Consider the following 17,659-nt stretch of genomic DNA (forward strand, 5'->3'; position numbering starts at 1 on the left):
GCTCGCTGAAAGGCCACAGTCGTGCCCATAGACATGGACAAGGTGCCGGAGCCCGAGGACGCCAAGGCTCCCCGCACCGCCCCCGAGGAAATCAAGGCGATCCCAGTACGTCACTTCGGCCGCTGGATCTCGGCCGTCCTGGCCGTCGCCGTCCTCGGCCTGCTGATCAACGCGTTCGCCCAGGGAAAGATCAACTGGGGTGCCGTTCCCGACTACTTCTTCGACGCCGACATCCTCAAGGGCGTCCGCAACACCATCACCATCACCATCCTGTCGATGGTGGTGGGCGTGGTGCTCGGCGTCGTCCTGGCGGTGATGCGACTCTCCAAGAACCCCGTCACCTCCTCCGTCGCCTGGTTCTACATCTGGTTCTTCCGCGGCACACCCGTCTACGTCCAGCTGCTGTTGTGGTTCAACCTCGGACTGGTCTTCGAGTTCATCAACCTCGGGCCGATCTACAAGGACTACTGGGCGTCCTTCATGACCCCGTTCCTGGCCGCCCTGCTGGGGCTCGGCCTGAACGAGGCCGCGTACATGGCGGAGATCTGCCGGGCCGGCCTCCAGTCGGTCGACGAGGGCCAGACCGAGGCGGCGCACGCGCTCGGGATGAGCCACACCCGGACGCTGCGCCGGGTGGTGCTGCCGCAGGCGATGCGCGTCATCGTGCCGCCGACCGGCAACGAGTTCATCAACATGCTCAAGACCACATCACTGGTCATCGCGGTGCAGTACTACGACCTGCTCCAGGCCGCCACCAACGTCGGCCAGACCTCGGGCGGCACGGTCGAGATGCTCTTCCTCGCCGCGGCCTGGTACCTGGTGCTGACCAGCGTGCTGAGCATCGGTCAGTACTACCTGGAACGCCGTTTCGCGCGGGGCACGCTGCGGCAGCTGCCGCTCACGCCCTGGCAGCAGATCAAGGCCAACTGGTTCACGTTCAACCACCAAGGTGTCGCCGGAGGTACCTCATGACCGCCATGGTGAAGGCCGAGGGCGTGCACAAGTCCTTCGGTTCCGTCCAGGTCCTCAAGGGCATCGACCTGGAGGTCGCCCCGCGCGAGGTGTTCTGCCTCATCGGCCCGTCCGGCTCCGGCAAGTCGACGTTCCTCCGCTGTATCAATCACCTGGAGAAGATCAACAGCGGCCGGCTCTACGTCGACGGCGATCTGGTCGGCTACCGCCAGCAGGGCGACAAGCTCTACGAGCTCAAGGACCGCGAGGTCGCCGCCCAGCGCCGTGACATCGGCATGGTCTTCCAGCGGTTCAACCTGTTCCCGCACATGACGGCCGTCGAGAACGTCATGGAGGCACCGGTTCAGGTCAAGCGCGAGAGCAAGTCCGTCGCCCGGGAGCGGGCCCTGAAGCTGCTCGACCGCGTCGGCCTCGCCGACAAGGCCGGCAACTACCCGTCCCAGCTCTCCGGCGGCCAGCAGCAGCGGGTCGCCATTGCCCGGGCGCTGGCGATGGAGCCCAAGCTGATGCTCTTCGACGAGCCCACGTCGGCGCTCGACCCTGAGCTCGTGGGCGACGTCCTCGACGTGATGCGGGACCTCGCCGAGGACGGCATGACCATGGTGGTCGTCACCCACGAGATGGGCTTCGCCCGGGAGGTCGGCGACTCGATCGTCTTCATGGACAACGGTGTCGTCGTCGAGTCCGGCGACCCGCGCGAGGTGCTGACCAACCCGCAGCACGAACGGACGAAGTCCTTCCTGTCCAAGGTGCTGTGACCCCGGGCCGGCCACCCGCCGGCCGATCGACGGACCGCACACGCGTACGGCGGCCGCACGGAACACCGTTCCGCGCGGCCGCCGTCCGGCGTTCACCGACGCCCGCGCGGCGTTCACCGACGCCCGCGCGCGGCCGGAATGCGCTGCCCGTCCACCCCGGCGTGCGTACGGTGTAATACCCTCGTTACACCGACATCCATTACCCACCCGGGCCCGGCCCCAGGGCCGACCACAGAAGGACCCCCCGTGGAACTGGCCTCGTACTCGGACTACGCCGTCCGGCTGGTCAACACCGAAGAGCCCACGCGCGGCACCGACACCCTGACCTCGCTCGACGCCGCCCGGGAGCTGTTCGGCCCCGCCTCGACGATGGGACGGAGACTCACCGACGGCGACGTCACCCGGCTGCGCGGCGTCCGGGCGCGGCTGCGGGCGGTCTTCGAGGCGGCCGCCGAGGGCGAGGAGGTCCGGGCCGTGGACCTGCTCAACGCGCTGCTGATGGAGTTCCCCGTCAGCCCGCAGATCTCCGGCCACCAGGTCCGCGACGAGGCCGGCCGCCCGGACTGGCACCTGCACATCGCCGACCACGCGGCCAACTCGGCGGCCGGCTACACGGCGACGGCCTGCATGGGCCTCGCCGTGCACCTCACGGAGCTGGGCGTGGACCGGCTGGGCATCTGCCAGGCCCCGCCGTGCCGCAACGCCTACCTCGACACCTCGACCAACCGGTCGCGCCGCTACTGCTCCGACCGTTGCGCCACCCGGGCCAACGTCGCCGCCTACCGGGCCCGCAAGCGCCGCGAGAGCGGCAGCCCCAGCAGCCCGGCGGAGCGCACCGGCCGTACGGCCGAGGCCGCCCACGAGAGCAGGGCCGTCGCCGAACGCTGACCCGCCTGCGGCGGCGGCCGCAGCCGCATCCAGGCGCGGGCCACGACGAGCTCGTCGGGCACCGCGCCGAACTCACGGCTGTCGTTCTCGACCAGCGGGTTGTCCCCCGTCACCCACCAGCCGCCGTCGCGCCGCTCCACCGCGCGCTTGACGATCAGCAGGTCCTGCCGGAACGGATGCCGCAGCACCACCACGTCCCCCGGCCGCACGCTCGCGCCGTACTGCACGACCAGCTGGTCCCCCGGGTTCAGCGTCGGGACCATCGACGGGTTGTAGACCTCGGCCAGCCCGATCCGCAGCAGGCCGCGACGCTCGCGGTCCAGCCCCTGCCCGCGCTCGTCCAGTCGCTCCTGCACCTCGGCACCTCACTCCCGGTCCGTCTCCACTCGGGACCGGCCTGACACCGGTCTTTTGTCCTAAGCCCCACGGGGTGCTCGGGAAAAGCCTTCCCACACCGAGTAATCTCGCACCTGAGAAGACGATCACGAGGAAGGACAGCACCACTATGCTTTCCCGCCTGTTCGCCGCCAAGGTGAAGGTCAGCGCCCACTGCGACCTGCCCTGCGGTGTGTACGACCCGGCCCAGGCACGCATCGAGGCCGAGTCGGTCAAGGCCGTCCAGGAGAAGTTCCAGGCCAACGAGGACCCCCACTTCCGTGCCCGCGCCACGGTCATCAAGGAGCAGCGCGCGGAGCTCGCCAAGCACCACGTCTCGGTGCTGTGGAGCGACTACTTCAAGGCCCCGCACTTCGAGAAGTACCCCCAGTTGCACCAGCTGGTCAATGACACCCTGAAGGCGCTGAGCGCCGCCAAGGCGTCGACCGACCCGAAGACGGGTGAGAAGGCGCTGGAGCTCATCGCCGAGATCGACAAGATCTTCTGGGAGACCAAGAAGGCCTGAGCGGTCCGTCACGTCGGCCNAGACGGGTGAGAAGGCGCTGGAGCTCATCGCCGAGATCGACAAGATCTTCTGGGAGACCAAGAAGGCCTGAGCGGTCCGTCACGTCGGCCCCCGCGCCCGGTTCACGCCGGGCGCGGGGGCCGTCGTCGTCGGCCGCCGGGGCCGGTGTCCCCCGGCGCTACTTCGCGAGGGCCCACTTCAGGGGCTCCTTGTAGAAGCCCCGGCGGAAGGTGACGTGGGTGACCTTCACGTTCTGCGGCACCACGAAGGGCTCGCAGAAGGTGCGCTCCTCGCCCTTCTTCCAGAGCTTCGCGTAGTCGGCGTCCTGGCAGTCGGCGGGCGTGCCGGGCAGCTGGCTCATGGTGATCAGTGGCCGCCCCGGCTGCTTGTCCGCCGTCAGGGTGCCGATGCTGGTGCTGATCATGGGCGGCTTCATCGGGGCGTCGCCGTCGGCCAGCTTGACCTTGAGGTAGGCGAAGGCGACGGTCTTCCCCGCGAACTTCTTGGCGTCCGAGCCTCCCTGCAGGCTCTCGGGCTTGCCCATCACCACCTTCTGGCCGGTGACGACGAAATTCCCCTTCTTGCCGGACGACTCCAGCTCCTGCTCCTCCGGGCTGGCCTGGCCGGCCGCGAGCTCCTGGGAACCGGTGTCGCCCTTGTCGCCCGACGCGCCGCCCGACTTGCCGGTGCCGGACGAGGACGAGCCGGACTTCGCGGAGTCGGATTTCGCGGAGTCGGACTTGGAGTCGGATTTCCCTCCGTCGGACGAGCCGCAGGCGGTCAGGGCCAGGGCGGCCAGTACGGCTCCGGCGGCGAGCGCGGCACGGCGTGGTGCGGCGGTGGTGATGTGCGTGAGCAAGGTTTCCCCCGTTGTCGGTGATGCATTCCTCTTCAGGAACCCGTAAGCGGCCATCGAGTGTACGCATAGGCGGCTCGGCGGATGTCATGAGGGGCGCGGAATGCGCATATCGCGGATATCGGGGGTGGTAGGGGTTTCGGGGAAGGCTCGCGGGAGTTCCCAGGACTTCCCAGGAGTTCCGGGGAAATCAGGGTGGAAGCCGGGCTTTCCGGGCTCCTGTCCGGATTGACATTCCTCCCGGACGCCGTGGCGCGTTAATTCCGGCCAGTGGGACGGGAATTGGGTCCGGACGGCCGGGTGGGTGGTGGGCCGGCTCCGGGCGGTGGCGGCCGGACGGGCCTGCTGGGGAGGGCAGTTGGCCTGCCGCGCACTCGTCGGGATATTTCCGTTGCCCCCGGCGCTTCGGCCGGGCAGAGTGGGGGCATCGCTTCACGCATCTCCCGGTGCGCAGGGGACGGCTACTTCGTTTTGGGAACGGGTGGTTGCGGGTTCGAATCCCGTTCGGGGCTCGCGGCTCCGGTAGCTCAACGGCAGAGCACCTTGTACCGTCTCCGACTTCGATCTCGGGAGAGCGCAACTTCATACGCACCTCCCGGTGCGCAGGCCACGGCTCCTTCCTTTGAAGAAACGCGCCGCGGCCGTTCCAGATCTCGGGAGGCGCGGCACCGGAGCGCCCGGTGCGCCGGTTCGCGGCTACTTCGGGTTCAACTCCCGCACGCCGCCGGTCCCGTTCGAACGGGACCGGCGGCGTGCAGCCCACTCCGGCGGGCAATCCGCGACCACTCGATCTCGGGCGCTCCGTGCTGCCGTTCGTCCTCCCCTCCATCCGTCCACGGGGCGCGTCGGACGCCGTGCGATTGCGCGGTACGACGACACGCCCCACGCGACACGAGAGGGGATTTCTCCTCCATGGCCCGCTTCAACACCCGCGCGAACCACCGCGCGGCGCCCGCCTCGCCCGTCACCACGACGGGCGCCACGACCGTCAACCACCAGGGCGGCACAGGACATCTGCGCGACGCGCGCGGTGAGCTGTTCCTGCTGGCCGTGACCGACACCGTCGGCCACGACACGTTCTACGAGCAGGGCGGACGGCGCGACGACCGGTTCACCGGCCTCGTGCGCCGGCTCGCCGTCGAGGCCCCGGAGTGGACGGCGCGGCTGCTGCGCTGGCTGCGCACGGACGGCGCCATGCGCACGGCGTCGCTCGTCGGCGCGGCCGAGTTCGTCCACGCGCGGCTCGCCGCGGGCGAGGAAGCTGCGCCGGGCGACGGCCCGTACGGCAACCGGGCCGTCATCGCGTCCGTGCTGCTCCGCGCGGACGAGCCCGGCGAGATGCTGGGCTACTGGACGTCGCGGTTCGGACGGGCCGTCCCGAAGCCGGTCAAGCGCGGGGTGTCCGACGCGGTACGGCGGCTGTACCACGGCAAGGCGCTGCTCAAGTACGACACCGCGAGCAAGGGGTACCGGTTCGGGGACGTCCTCAATGTCGTGCACCCGACCCCGGATCCGGACAAGCCCTGGCAGGGCGAGCTGTTCCGCTACGCGCTGGACCGCCGGCACCACCCGGAGGACGCCGTACCGCCGGTCTCGGACCCGGTGCTCATCGCGCACCGGGAGCTGATGGCCGTCCCCGTCGAGGAGCGGCGGGCCGTGCTCACCGGCCCGGGCGGCGCGGAGCGGCTGGCCCGGGCAGGCATGACGTGGGAGGCGCTGGCCGGCTGGCTCCAGGGGCCGATGGACCGGGCGGCCTGGGAGGCCGTCATCCCGTCCATGGGCACCATGGCCCTGGTGCGCAACCTGCGGAACTTCGACGAGGCCGGGGTGGGCGACGAGGTCGCCGCCGACGTCGCCGCGCGGATCTCCGACCCGGCGGAGGTGGCGCGTTCCCGGCAGTTCCCGTTCCGCTACCTGGCCGCCCACCGGCACACCTCCTCGCTGCGCTGGGGCCAGGCCCTGGAGCGGGCGCTGTCCCACTCCCTCGCCAATGTGCCGTCCCTGCCGGGCCGGACGCTGGTGCTGGTGGACCGCTCGGCCTCGATGTTCGACGGGATCAGCGCACGGACGCAGCTCAACCGAGCGGACAGCGCCGCCGTCTTCGGCACGGCGATCGCGCTCCGCGCGGCCTCGGCCGACCTGGTGGAGTTCGGTTCTACGAGCCGCCGTGTCCCGCTGGCCGCCGGTGACTCGGTGCTGCGCGCGACGGAGCGGTTCGGCAACCTCGGCGGCACGGACACCGCGGGCGCTGTGCGCCGGCACTACGCGGGGCACGACCGCGTGGTGATCGTCACCGACGAGCAGGCCGGCTTCGGTACGCACAGCGACGCCACCTCGCTGATCCCGGCCGACGTCCCCGTCTACACCTGGAACCTCGCCGGTTACCGCACCGGTCACGGGCCTTCGGGCACCGGCAACCGGCACACCTTCGGCGGTCTGAGCGACGCGTCCTTCCGCGCCGTTCCGCTGCTGGAGGCGGGGCGGGACGCGGCGTGGCCGTGGGAGCGGTGAGCGGGCCTCCCGAGCGGTGAGCTGAGCGCCCCCCGTGCCCCCCGCCGTCCGGCACGACGACGGTCCGCAGGTCCAATGGACCTGCGGACCCGTTCCTGTTGCAGGGCGGCGCGATTGCCCCGGCCGCCCCGGGGGGGGACGTCAGCCCTTGCGGCTCAGGAACTGGCCGGCGACCACCGCTCCCAGGGCGATCACGAGGCCGGCCACCTGCCAGAGGGTGAGGGCCTGGTCCATGGCCACCACGCCGATGACCGCGGCGACCGGCGGGCCGACGAGGCTGAGCAGCGAGACCGAGGTGGGGGCCAGCCGCCCGATGCCGCGGAAGAAGAGCGGGTAGGCGGCCGCGGTGGCCACGATGCCGATGTAGGCGTAACCGGCGACGTTGGCGCCGGTCAGGTGCGACGGGAGGCCCTCGGACAGCAGGGTGAAGGGGGCGAGGAGCACCCCGGCGATGGTGAGCTGCCAGCCGGTCATGACCAGGGGGCTCTCACCGCTGCCCCACTTCTTGGTGAGCACGATGGACAGGCCGATCAGCGTCACCGCGAGCAACGCCGCCGCGACACCGAGCGGATCGAGGGCGGCTTGCCCGGTGAGGGTCATCAGGGCCACTCCCCCGACCCCCGCCACCGCTGCCAGCAGGACCGGGAGCGAGGTGCGGAGCCGCAGCACCAGCAGGGAGAAACCGGCCACCATCAGGGGCTGCACGGCACCGATCGTGGCGGCCACCCCGCCGGGCAGCCGGTAGGCGGCGAAGAAGATCAGCGGGAGGAACGCGCCGAAGTTGAGGACGGCGAGGACCGTGGACTTCCACCACCACGCGCCGTGCGGCAGCTTGCGGTTGACCGCGAGCAGGACCAGGCCGGCGGGCAGGGCGCGCAGGGTCGCGGCGAGCATCGGGCGATTGTCGGGGAGCAGCGCGGCGGTCACCGCGTAGACGGTGGCCCAGCTGGCGGGGGCCAGTGCGGTGAGGAGGAGGTCCTGCGGATTCGAACCAGGACCGGCCGTCTTCGTAGCGGCACCGTGGGTGCTCCCCTGGGCCGCGGTGGCCGGCGCGGGCGTGGTCGTCGCCTGCATGTTGTTCTCCCCTCAAGGTTGATAATCTCAACGTTGAAATAACAGCATGAGGCTAATCTGAACGTCAAGTATCTGAACGTTGAGACTTTCAAGGGAGAGATACCGCATGGCCATCGACGCAGTGGACAGCGTGATCGAGCAGTGGGGGCGTGAGCGCCCCGACGTCGACGTCTGGCCGACCGGCGTGATCAGCCGGGTACAGCGCCTCTCGCGCCTCTTCGACAAGGAGCTCAAGTCGTTCTTCGCCCAACACGACCTTGAGGTCTGGGAGTTCGACGTCCTCTCCACGATCCGCCGCTGCGGCCCGCCCTACGAGCGGACCGCCGGAGCCATCACCAGCGCGACCATGGTCACTTCGGGCGCGATCACCAACCGGGTGGACCGGATGGAAGCCAAGGGCCTGGTCGAGCGGGTCCGCGACACCGGCGACCGCCGCACGGTCCGCATCCGGCTCACCGACCGCGGCCACGCGCTCATGGACGAACTGATCACCCTGCACGCGGCCAACGGCGAACGGCTCCTCTCCTCCCTGAGCCGCGAGGAGAACGACCGCGTGGCGGAGGCACTGCGAGTGCTCCTGGTGTCCCTGGGGGACAAGCGGCTGGAGTGACACCTGCCGGGACGGCGGCAGCCCGTCGGAGAGTTCGTCGGGCTGCCCGTCACCTACGCCTGCTCAACTGACGAACTCCCTCCCGATACACGTCACTTGAGCCGCCCCCGTGGTCCCATGACACCGTCGCCGGCTCTCGGCGCCACACCCCCGGAACGAGGAGAGATCTCATGCTCATGGCCCACCCCGCCGTCCTGCACAACCTCGTGGAGCGGTACACGGCCCTGGCCGCCGCCGACCCGTCCGACGCCCCGGCGCGCCGACAGGTGGACGACGCGGCGTACACGTTGTGCGTCACCACCGGCACCCGCCGGATCGAGGACGCCCTGGCGGTCGCCGCACGGGTGCTCGGCGCGGAGGGCGGGAGCCTGACGCCGGCGGCCTGAGGCGGCCGGGGGGGGACGAGGTACCGGGAGGGGGCTCCCAGGGGCGGGGGCGCCACCAAGGAGGGAACGGGGGCGCCCCGCCTGGGCCCCTTGGGCTCTCGGGGTCTCCGCCGGAACCGAAGCGTCACCCGCCGTCCAACCCCACGCTTCCCACTGGCCACAGAGGGATGTGATCATCTCCGCCATGACCGCATCCATACGGGCGCGCCGCGCCGCCGTGGCCCTCTCCGCGGCCGCCACCCTCGCCACCCTGGGCGCAACCGCCGCACCCGCCCATGCCGCTTCCACCCCCTCCTCCGCCACCGCCCCGGCGACCGGGAACACCCCGACGACCGGGAGCACAGCGCTCGCCACCGCCCACACCTCCGGCACCGCCGGCCTCAAGGGCGTCGACTACGCGACCTGGCAGCGGGACGTACGGGCCGCGGTCGACCGCGCGACGCCCCACGTCCGCGAGCGCACCGCCAAGGCGCACACCGAGAAGCAGGCCGTCGTCCTCGACATCGACAACACCTCGCTGGAGACCGACTTCCACTGGACGTACCCCACCCCGGCCGTCGCGCCCGTCCGCGACCTGGTCCGGTACGCCCACGAGCGCGGCGCGGCCGTCTTCTTCGTCACCGCGCGCCCCCGCATCATCGGGTCGGTCACCGAGGACAACCTCAAGCGCGTGGGCTATCCGGTCGACGGCCTGGCCGTCCGCCGCCTCCCGGACCTCTTCCGCGACGTGAGCTCGTACAAGACCGCGGAGCGGGCGAAGATCGAGGCCAGGGGCTACAAGATCATCGCGAACATCGGCAACAACACGACCGACCTGTCCGGCGGTCACGCGGAACTCACCGTCAAGCTCCCCGACTACGACGGCAAGCTCTCCTGACCCCACCGCCCGGACGTTCCCGGGGCGCCGGTCGCGGCGTTGCCTAGACTGGTCCCCCGCGGGCGTGGTGACGCCCGACAGGGACGGGAGAACGACAGTGGCGGCAGGCGTCGGCGGATTCGAGAGCCCCGAGGGGGCCGTCGAACGAAGTGCCGCGGACCCGTCGGCGGAGGTGCTGAGCGAGGCGGCCGCCGCGTTCGGGCTGCTCGCCTCCCCCGCCCGGCTGCACCTCGTCTGGGCGCTGGCCCAGGGTGAGAGCGACGTGACCGGACTGGCCGAGCGGGTGGGCGGCGCGCTGCCCGCGATCAGCCAGCACCTCGCGAAGCTCAAGCTCGCCGGGCTGGTGCGGTCGCGGCGCGAAGGGCGCCGCATGGTCTACCTCGTGGACGACCCCCACGTGGTGACCATCGTCCGCCTCATGGTCGACCAGCTCTCCGACCGCCGGGCCGACACCGCGCCCCGGTCCCGGGCGGCCGGCGCCGGTTCCGGACGCCTCCGTGGCCTGGGCGCCTGACGGCGGCCACGCCGGCTCCACCCTTCACGCGCTGCGGGAGCTGGAGAGCGGCCCGCGCGGGCTGACGGAGGACGAGGCGGTCCGCCGGCTGGCGCGCCACGGCGAGAACGTCCTCCCCGGCCACCGTCCGCCCGGCCTGCCGCGCCGGTTCGGCCGCGGTCTGCGCGACCCGTTCACCGCCGTCCTCCTCTGTCTGGGCATCGTCTCCGCGGCGCTCGCCTCCTGGGGCACCGCCTGTGTGATCAGCGTGCTCGTCACGGTCAGCTGTGCCCTGCGGACCGCCGGCGAGCACCGCGCGGACCGCGCGGCGACCTCCCTGCGGGACCTCGTCGCGACCACCGCCACCGTCCGCCGCCGCCCCGCGCCCGACGCGCCCCCGGCCCAGCGCGAACTGCCCGTCGGCGAACTCGTGCCCGGCGACATCGTCCTCCTCGCCCCCGGCGACCTCGTCCCGGCGGACCTCCGCCTGCTCCGCACGACCGGGCTGACGGCCCACGAGGCCGCCCTGACGGGCGAGTCGGCCCCGGCGCGGAAACGGGCGCGGGACCTTGCGGAGGGCAGCCCAGGAGCCGCCACGGAGGGCGACAGCGGGCGGGACAGTACATCGTCGTCCGGGAGCGGCCGCGCGCCGTCCCTCACGCTCGTACCGGCGGGGCGGGCACACGTCAGCAGTCCGCCGGCGGACCACCCGGACGACGTGGCGGAACCGCAACACCCCGACCCCACCCACCTCTGTTTCCAGGGCAGCAGCGTCGTCTCCGGGACCGCCACCGGCGTCGTCGTCGCGACCGGTGCCGCCACCAGGCTCTCCGGAGCCCTCCCCGGCGCGGGGAGGGATGCGCGGGGGCACCGCGTCACCCCGTTCGACCGCTCGGTCAACGGCATCGCCTGGACGCTGATCCGGTTCATGCTGCTCACCGCGCCCCTCGTGCTGGTCGCGAACGCGCTGCTGCGCGGGCGGGGGCTGGAGACGGTGCCGTTCGCCGTGGCGGTGGCGGTCGGGCTGACGCCCGAGATGCTGCCCGTGGTGGTGACGGCGGCGCTGGCGCGCGGTGCCGCCGGCCTCGCGCGCGGCGGCGAGGTGATCGTACGGCGCCTCCCCGCCCTGCACGACCTGGGCGCCGTCGACGTCCTGTGCGTGGACAAGACGGGCACCCTCACACAGGACCGGCCCGTCCTCGACCACGCCGAGGACGCGCACGGCCGGGACGGCCACGACGTGGTGCACTGGGCCGCCGTCAACGCCCTGTGGACGCTCCACCTCGCCGAACTCCCCATGCCCGACGCGCTGGACGAGGCCGTGCTCGACGCGGCGGGAGACGCCCTAGTGGCCGCCGAGGAGGAGTACGAAGGCGTCGCCGCCCTCCCCTGCGCCCCGGGCCGCCCGCTGTCCACCGCCGTCGTCCGGCGGACCGGCGACCCGCGGTTCGGCCTCTCCGGCGTCCACGTCCTGGTCGTCAAGGGCGCCCCCGAGGACGTGCTGGAGCGCTGCGCCCTCGAACCCGCCGAGCGCGCACGGCTGGCGCGGCGGGCCGCGGACCTCGCGGCGGACGGGCTCCGCGTGCTCGCCGTAGCCCGCGCCGAACGCCCGCCCCGCACCCGCCCCTACGGGCCCGCCGACGAGCGCGGTCTGGACTTCACCGGCTTCCTGGCCCTGCGCGACGCCGTGGCCCCCACCGCCGCGGAGGCACTGGAGGTCCTCGCGGAGCGGGGCATCGACGTGAAGGTGCTCACCGGCGACCACCCCGGCACGGCCGCCCGCGTCTGCCGCGACCTGGGCCTCGACCCCGGCGAGGTGGTCACCGCCGCCCGCGTCGACACCCTCACCGACCCGGAGCTGGCCCGGCTCGCCGCCCGTACGACGGTCTTCGCGCGCTGCACCCCCGACCACAAGGCCCGCGTCGTCCGGGCCCTGCGCGCGGACGGCCGCACCACCGGATTCCTCGGCGACGGCGTCAACGACCTGGCCGCCCTGCACGCCGCCGACGTGGGCATCTGCCCCCGCACGGGCGTCGACGTGGCGCGCGAGGCGGCCGATGTCGTCCTCGCCTCCAAGGACCTCACCGCCCTCGACCGGGCGGTGACCGCGGGGCGGCACAGCACCGGCAACATCGCCGCGTACCTGCGGATCACCCTGTCGTCCAACTTCGGCAACGTCATCGCCATGCTCGTCGCCGGGCTGCTCCTGCCGTTCCTGCCGATGCTCCCCGCCCAGGTCCTGGTCCAGAACCTGTGCTTCGACGCGGCCCAGCTCGCCCTCGCCTTCGACCGCCCCGACCCGACGGCGATACGCCGGCCGGCCCGCCTGCGCCCGCGCGACCTCCTGCGCTTCGTCACGGTCTTCGGCCTCCTCAACGCCGCCGCCGACCTCGCCACCTTCGCCGTCCTCGCCCTCGCGGTGCGCTCACTGGGGGACGACGGCGGTCAAGAAGCCTTCCACGCCGGATGGTTCACGGAAAACCTGCTCACCCAGGCCATGGTGATGCTCCTCCTCCGCTCCGGCCGCCACGCCGCCGAGGGCCGCACCCCCGGCCCGATCCGGCTCGCCACCACCGCCCTGGCCGTCGTGGGCCTGCTGCTCCCCCTCTCCCCCCTGGGCCCCACCCTCTCCATGACCACCCTCCCACCCCTCTCCTACCTCCTCCTCGCCACTGTCCTCGCTCTCTACGGCGCGGGTCTGGCAGTAGCCCGGGCCCGCTATGGGCGGCGGGGGTGAGCGGTTTACGTGGCCGGTGCTTGGCCGACCGCCTCCGGTTTCGTTGTTGCGCGCGTGTAGAAAAGCGGCGGGCTGCGGAGGAGGGGGTGCGCGGGCGGGGGTTGTCGGCCGTCTCTGGGCCGGTGGGTGGGGCGGCAGCGGTGGGCGGTTTACATGGCGGGTGCTCGGCCGTCCACCCCCGTTTCGTCGTTGCGCGCGTGTTGAAAGCGGCTGGCTGCGGAGGGGGGAGCCCCGGCGGTGAAGTGCTGGTATGTGGGTGGGGCGGGGTCGGTGGGCGGTTTACATGGCGGGTAATTGGCCGACCGTCCCTCTCGTCGTTGCGCGCCCAAAAGCGGGCTGGCTACGGAAGGGGGAGCCCGGCGGTGAAGTGCGGGTGTGGGGGTGGGGGCGGCAGCGGTGGGCGGTTTACATGGCCGGTGGTCGGCCGACCGTCCCTCTCGTCGTTGCGTGCGCCCAAAAGCGGCTGGCTACGGAGGAGGTGGGCGGGCGGCCCGGGGCCGGTTGTCCGGCTTGCGGGCCGGTGGGACGGGAAGTGGTGGATCCGGGCGGCCGGACACGGCGTGTCGCGCCGAAACCCCGCCCGAATCCACCACTTCCATCCGGCCCCGGTTTCATCAACCCCACTCGCCTCATTCACCACACCACCCCGGCCATTCACGGGGAAGAGGCATGCAGCCAGGATGACCGTCCGGCTGCCAGGCCAGCGGGACAGCAACCGGTAGATTCGGGCGGCCAAACACGGCGTGTCGCGCCGAAAACCCGCCCCAATCCACCACTTCCGTCCGACCCCGAGCCCACCAACCCCACACACCTCATTCACCACACCACCCGGCCATCCACAGGGAAGAGGCATGCAGCCGGGCCGGCCGTCCGGCCAGCGGCACTGGGACGACAACCGGTAGATCCGGGCGGCCGAACACAGCGTGTCGGCCCGAAAACCCGCCCCAATCCACCACTCCCGCCCACGCCTCGGCCCACCAACACCCCGCACCCCACCGGCCACACCACCCCAGCCCCCAGAGACCCGCACCGGCCAACCCAGGCTCGCCGCCACCCCCCGCTCCTGCCCAGCCCGCCGCATTTCGGCACGCGCAACGACGAAACCGGCAGACGGCCAAGCACCCGCCACGTAAACCCCTCGCCGACCCCGCCCCACCCACCGGCTCGGAGACGGCCGACGACGCCCGACCGCGCGCCCCCTCTTCCGTAGCCAGCCGCTTTTGGGCGCGCGCAACGGCGAGAGGGACGGTCGGCCACATACCCGCCATGTAAACCGCCCACCGACCCCGTCCCCACCCACACACCGGCACTTCACCGCCGGGGCTCCCCCTCCGCAGCCCGCCGTTTTTCAACACGCGCGCAACGACGAAAGGGGGGTGGGCGGCCAAGCACCGGCCATGTAGACCGCCCACCGCAGCCGCCCCACCCACCGGCCCGCACCCTCCGCAGCACACCGGTCAGCACACCACTCGGCCCACCGGGGAATCACCAATCCCCGCCGCCGAACCCTCCCCCGTCCCCGCCGCCGAAGCCGCCGCCGTCGCCCCAGCCACCGCCACCGCCGCCGAAGTCGCCGGAGTTGAAGTCGGAGCCGGAGTAGTCACCGCCCTCGGCGCCGCTGTCGCCTCCGCCGCCGCCGAAGTCGGAGGCGTAGGCGGGGCCGCTGAGCATGCTGCCGAGCATGGTGCCCATGAGGAGGCCGGGGAGGATGCCGCCGCCGAAGTACCCGCCCGCCCAGGGGGCGTAGGCCGGGCCGGCGTTCCAGTACGGCTGCGGGCCCTGGGCGGTCTGCACCGTGCGGGACATGGGTTCCTCGCCGTCGGCGACCCGGGTGGCGTCGGCGCGGCAGGCGGGGACGGTGCGGGGGGCGCCGCCCGGGGGCGCCCATTCGACGTCCTCGACGGAGAGACCGTGCCGGGGGTCGAAGAAGCAGGGCAGCCGGCGTTCGGGCAGCGGCGCGCCGGTGCGGCGGGCGGCGAGGGTGGCGAGGGCGAACCGGCCGTTGTCCAGGGACTCGGTCACGGCCGTGACCTCCTGCGGCCTGGTCGCCGCCGCGATCCGGCGCTTGGCCTCCTCGTACGCGTCGAGGGCCTGCTCGTAGTCGTGGCGCATGGCGTCGGTGGCGCCGGTCTCCGAGGGGGAGAAGTCCAGCCGGTCCAGTTCCTCGCCGAACGCGGTGATGTCCTCGTCGACGACGACCCGCAGGGCCTCCAGCTCGGCGCGCTCGCGCTCCTGGCGCTTCTTCTTGTTCCGCCGGTAGAGGGCGTAGGCCCCACCCGCGCCGGCGACGACGACCGCGCCGCCGACGATCAGTCCGGTGGACCCGTCACCGGAGTCGGAGCCGCCCCAGGAGCTCGGGGCGTGGCCCTTGGCGGTCTTGATCGCCCCGTCGACGAAGGCGTTGAGCTCGGTGCTCGCGTTGGCGTTGTCGTTGCGGCGGACGGAGTCCCGGAGATTGACCACGGCGTTGTTGGACATCACCTTGCGGTCGGCGCCGGCGTTGAACTTGTCGCCGAGCCGGATGGCGTAGACGCCGCTGATGCCGACCTCGGTCCGCAGGTCCTTCAGGACGCTTCCCTGCGGGAACTCGGGAGCGTCCGGCAGCACGGCCACGAACACCGGCTTGCCCGCGTCCTTGATCTTCTTCGCCAGCGCGTCGGCGTCGGCCGACGACAGCTGGGCGGAGGCCCGGGGATCGACGTAGACCGGGCTCTTCTTCAGCCCGGCGGCCACCTCGTTCAGTCCGGTGGCGGCATGGGCGGCCGGGGCGAGGGCAGCCGAGCCGGCCACCAGCAGCAGAGCCGCGACGAGCACTGCGAAGAGGGCCGACAGGGGCCTGGGCAACGCCCTGGGGGTGGCGGGCATGGTGGTGCTCCTCGGGCAGAGAGGTAGGGCAGGTGGGGCAGGGCGAGAACCCTTGCCGGATTTCCGGAGGAATGGGAGGGAGAAGTCATTCATCAAGATCACGAACTTACTCTGCGTTTACCAATACAACGGACTATTCAGACACTCGGTTCCCCCTGAGCTCTCATGTCACCCCTCCCCCGTCACCCGTTCTCCTGTCACCCATAGGACAGACCGGGACACGGGTTGCCGTCGGCCGACCGCGTCGCCTCGGCCGTCGCCCCGGTCACCTCCCCGGCCGTCTCTTTCGACCCCGACGATCCGAAATCCCGCCCGAGGGTGACGGAAATGCCCTGCTCGGCGGCGCCCCGGACGAACGCCCCGGGGAAGAGCCCGGCCAGGGTCCGGGCGCGCCCCGCCTGCCCCGGGCCGAACTCGATCACCGTGGTGCCCTCGTCGCGCCCCTCGGCCGTGGTGGCCCGGGTGACCGTGTAGCCGTGCCGCTGGAGGAGGCCGGAGGCCCGGGCCGCGAGCCCGTCGACGTGTGTGGCGTTGACGACGGAGACCCGGACACCCGCCCCCGACCCCGGCCCCGCCCCGGCGCTCCCGCCACCGCCACCGCCCTTCGGACCTCCGCCCTTCCCATCCCCCGCGCCCCCGCCCTTGATCGCCCGGTCCTCCCGCAGCGCGCCCCACAGCGCGTCGGCCTCGGACCGGACGACCGCCACCCGGTCGCCCTCGTAACGCCAGGGCATCGTGACGAACGTGATGTCCTGCGGGTCGATGCCCTTCAGGGACGTCGCGAACGACAGCAGCTTGTCCACCGAGCCCAGCCCGGGATCCACGGTCAGGGACTTGGTGGCCGCGTTCGCCAGCGGGAGCAGCGTGGTGGGGTCGAGGCCCCGGTCCCGCACCTTTTCGATCAGTGCGGCGACGAACGCCTGTTGGCGGCGTATGCGCCCGATGTCGGAGCCGTCGCCGATGCCGTGCCGGACCCGTACGTAGTCCAGTGCCTGCCGGCCGGAGACGGTCTGCCGGCCCTTCTTGAAGAGGAGGTCGCCGCGGGCGCCGCGGTGCGGGTCGAGGTCGCCCTCGTAGACGTCCTGGGGCACGCAGACCTCGACGCCGCCCACGGCGTCGGTCATCGCGGCGAAGCCCGCGAAGTCAACGACGACGGTGTGGTCGACGCGCAGCCCGGTGAGCTTCTCGACCGTGTTCTGGGTGCAGGCCGGGTTGCCCTCGGCCGTACCGCCCACGGAGAAGGCGGAGTTGAACATGGCCCGGCTCCGGGCGGCCGTCCAGCTGCCGTCGGGGAGCCGGCAGGGCGGGATGTCCACGAGCGCGTCCCGGGGGATGGAGACGGCGGCGGCCCGTTCGCCGTCCCCGTACACGTGCAGCAGGAAGGCCGTGTCCGAGCGGCCGGTCCGCCCGGTGCCGCCGCCCAGGTCCCGGTTGCCGCCGGCGCGCGAGTCGGAGCCGATGACGAGGACGTTGCTGCCGGCGGCCGTGCCGCGGGGCCGGTCCCGGGCGATGCCGTCGGCGTCGAAGACGCCGAGGTTGCCGTCGAGCCGCAGGTAGGTCCATCCGGCGGCGGCCACCAGCAGCACCAGGATTACCAGCGACGCGGTGCCGAAGCCCCCGGCGCCCCTCCCGCCTCCCCCGCTCATACCCGTGCCCCCATCCGCCGTCCCGCCCCGTCCGGCCCTTGTTCCTCTCATCCCCAGAGACGGGCAGAAGTCACCTTTGGTTGTT

15 protein-coding genes are annotated in these 17,659 nt (G+C 72.2%); 10 read left to right on the forward strand and 5 right to left on the reverse strand.

The genetic code is table 11. The features are described 5' to 3' along the window. The first annotated feature begins 21 nt into the window (after positions 1 to 21). From HN013_RS17060 to HN013_RS17070, 3 genes are all read left to right on the forward strand, one after another. Positions 22 to 972: an amino acid ABC transporter permease gene (locus HN013_RS17060; RefSeq protein ID WP_171167035.1), complete on the forward strand. Its 951-nt coding sequence runs from the start codon at positions 22 to 24 to the stop codon at positions 970 to 972. After that, complete coding sequence (locus HN013_RS17065; protein ID WP_283247570.1) at positions 969 to 1,730, forward strand: amino acid ABC transporter ATP-binding protein; 762 nt, start codon at positions 969 to 971, stop codon at positions 1,728 to 1,730. The genes HN013_RS17060 and HN013_RS17065 overlap by 4 nt, the downstream gene beginning before the upstream one ends. Before the next feature lie 246 nt (positions 1,731 to 1,976). Then, positions 1,977 to 2,618: a CGNR zinc finger domain-containing protein gene (locus HN013_RS17070; protein WP_171167037.1), complete on the forward strand. Its 642-nt coding sequence runs from the start codon at positions 1,977 to 1,979 to the stop codon at positions 2,616 to 2,618. On the opposite strand, the gene sodX is transcribed toward HN013_RS17070, so the two are convergent. Continuing rightward, positions 2,510 to 2,974, reverse strand: coding sequence for a nickel-type superoxide dismutase maturation protease (sodX, locus tag HN013_RS17075; protein WP_171167038.1), 465 nt, complete (start codon positions 2,972 to 2,974; stop codon positions 2,510 to 2,512). The two genes, HN013_RS17070 and sodX, sit on opposite strands and share 109 nt — an antisense overlap. Positions 2,975 to 3,123: 149 nt before the next feature. Between sodX and sodN the strand changes: the two genes are divergently transcribed. Next, complete coding sequence (gene sodN, locus HN013_RS17080; protein WP_171167040.1) at positions 3,124 to 3,519, forward strand: superoxide dismutase, Ni; 396 nt, start codon at positions 3,124 to 3,126, stop codon at positions 3,517 to 3,519. 178 nt (positions 3,520 to 3,697) lie between these two features. On the opposite strand, the gene HN013_RS33050 is transcribed toward sodN, so the two are convergent. Next, positions 3,698 to 4,378, reverse strand: a complete 681-nt coding sequence (locus HN013_RS33050) for a hypothetical protein (RefSeq protein WP_171167042.1) — start codon at positions 4,376 to 4,378, stop codon at positions 3,698 to 3,700. 909 nt (positions 4,379 to 5,287) lie between these two features. Here HN013_RS33050 and HN013_RS17095 point away from each other — a divergent pair. Next, positions 5,288 to 6,886: a TROVE domain-containing protein gene (locus HN013_RS17095; protein ID WP_171167044.1), complete on the forward strand. Its 1,599-nt coding sequence runs from the start codon at positions 5,288 to 5,290 to the stop codon at positions 6,884 to 6,886. A 141-nt stretch (positions 6,887 to 7,027) separates the two neighbouring features. Here the strand turns inward: HN013_RS17095 and HN013_RS17100 are convergent, their stop codons facing one another. Beyond that, positions 7,028 to 7,960, reverse strand: coding sequence for an EamA family transporter (locus tag HN013_RS17100; RefSeq protein WP_171167047.1), 933 nt, complete (start codon positions 7,958 to 7,960; stop codon positions 7,028 to 7,030). A gap of 106 nt (positions 7,961 to 8,066) precedes the next feature. On the opposite strand from HN013_RS17100, the gene HN013_RS17105 reads away from it, so the two are divergent. The 5 genes from HN013_RS17105 (at position 8,067) to mgtA (ending at position 13,063) form a co-directional block, all read left to right on the forward strand. Continuing rightward, entirely contained in the window at positions 8,067 to 8,570 is a 504-nt protein-coding gene (locus tag HN013_RS17105) for a MarR family winged helix-turn-helix transcriptional regulator (protein WP_171167050.1), read from the forward strand. A 170-nt stretch (positions 8,571 to 8,740) separates the two neighbouring features. Then, entirely contained in the window at positions 8,741 to 8,956 is a 216-nt protein-coding gene (locus tag HN013_RS17110; protein WP_171167051.1) for a DUF5133 domain-containing protein, read from the forward strand. Between the two features lie 184 nt (positions 8,957 to 9,140). Then, positions 9,141 to 9,833, forward strand: coding sequence for an HAD family acid phosphatase (locus HN013_RS17115; RefSeq protein ID WP_171167052.1), 693 nt, complete (start codon positions 9,141 to 9,143; stop codon positions 9,831 to 9,833). 97 nt (positions 9,834 to 9,930) lie between these two features. Then, positions 9,931 to 10,347, forward strand: a complete 417-nt coding sequence (locus HN013_RS17120) for a metalloregulator ArsR/SmtB family transcription factor (RefSeq protein WP_171167053.1) — start codon at positions 9,931 to 9,933, stop codon at positions 10,345 to 10,347. Further along, complete coding sequence (mgtA, locus tag HN013_RS17125; protein ID WP_171167054.1) at positions 10,331 to 13,063, forward strand: magnesium-translocating P-type ATPase; 2,733 nt, start codon at positions 10,331 to 10,333, stop codon at positions 13,061 to 13,063. The genes HN013_RS17120 and mgtA overlap by 17 nt, the downstream gene beginning before the upstream one ends. A gap of 1,485 nt (positions 13,064 to 14,548) precedes the next feature. On the opposite strand, the gene HN013_RS17130 is transcribed toward mgtA, so the two are convergent. Next, positions 14,549 to 15,928, reverse strand: coding sequence for a hypothetical protein (locus tag HN013_RS17130; protein WP_171167056.1), 1,380 nt, complete (start codon positions 15,926 to 15,928; stop codon positions 14,549 to 14,551). 197 nt (positions 15,929 to 16,125) lie between these two features. Beyond that, a complete protein-coding gene (locus HN013_RS17135; RefSeq protein WP_171167057.1) occupies positions 16,126 to 17,574 on the reverse strand; it encodes an LCP family protein in 1,449 nt (482 codons plus the stop codon). Between the last annotated feature and the right edge of the window lie 85 nt (positions 17,575 to 17,659).

Source organism: Streptomyces sp. I05A-00742 (genome assembly GCF_013055795.1).
Taxonomy (GTDB): Bacteria; Actinomycetota; Actinomycetes; order Streptomycetales; family Streptomycetaceae; genus Streptomyces.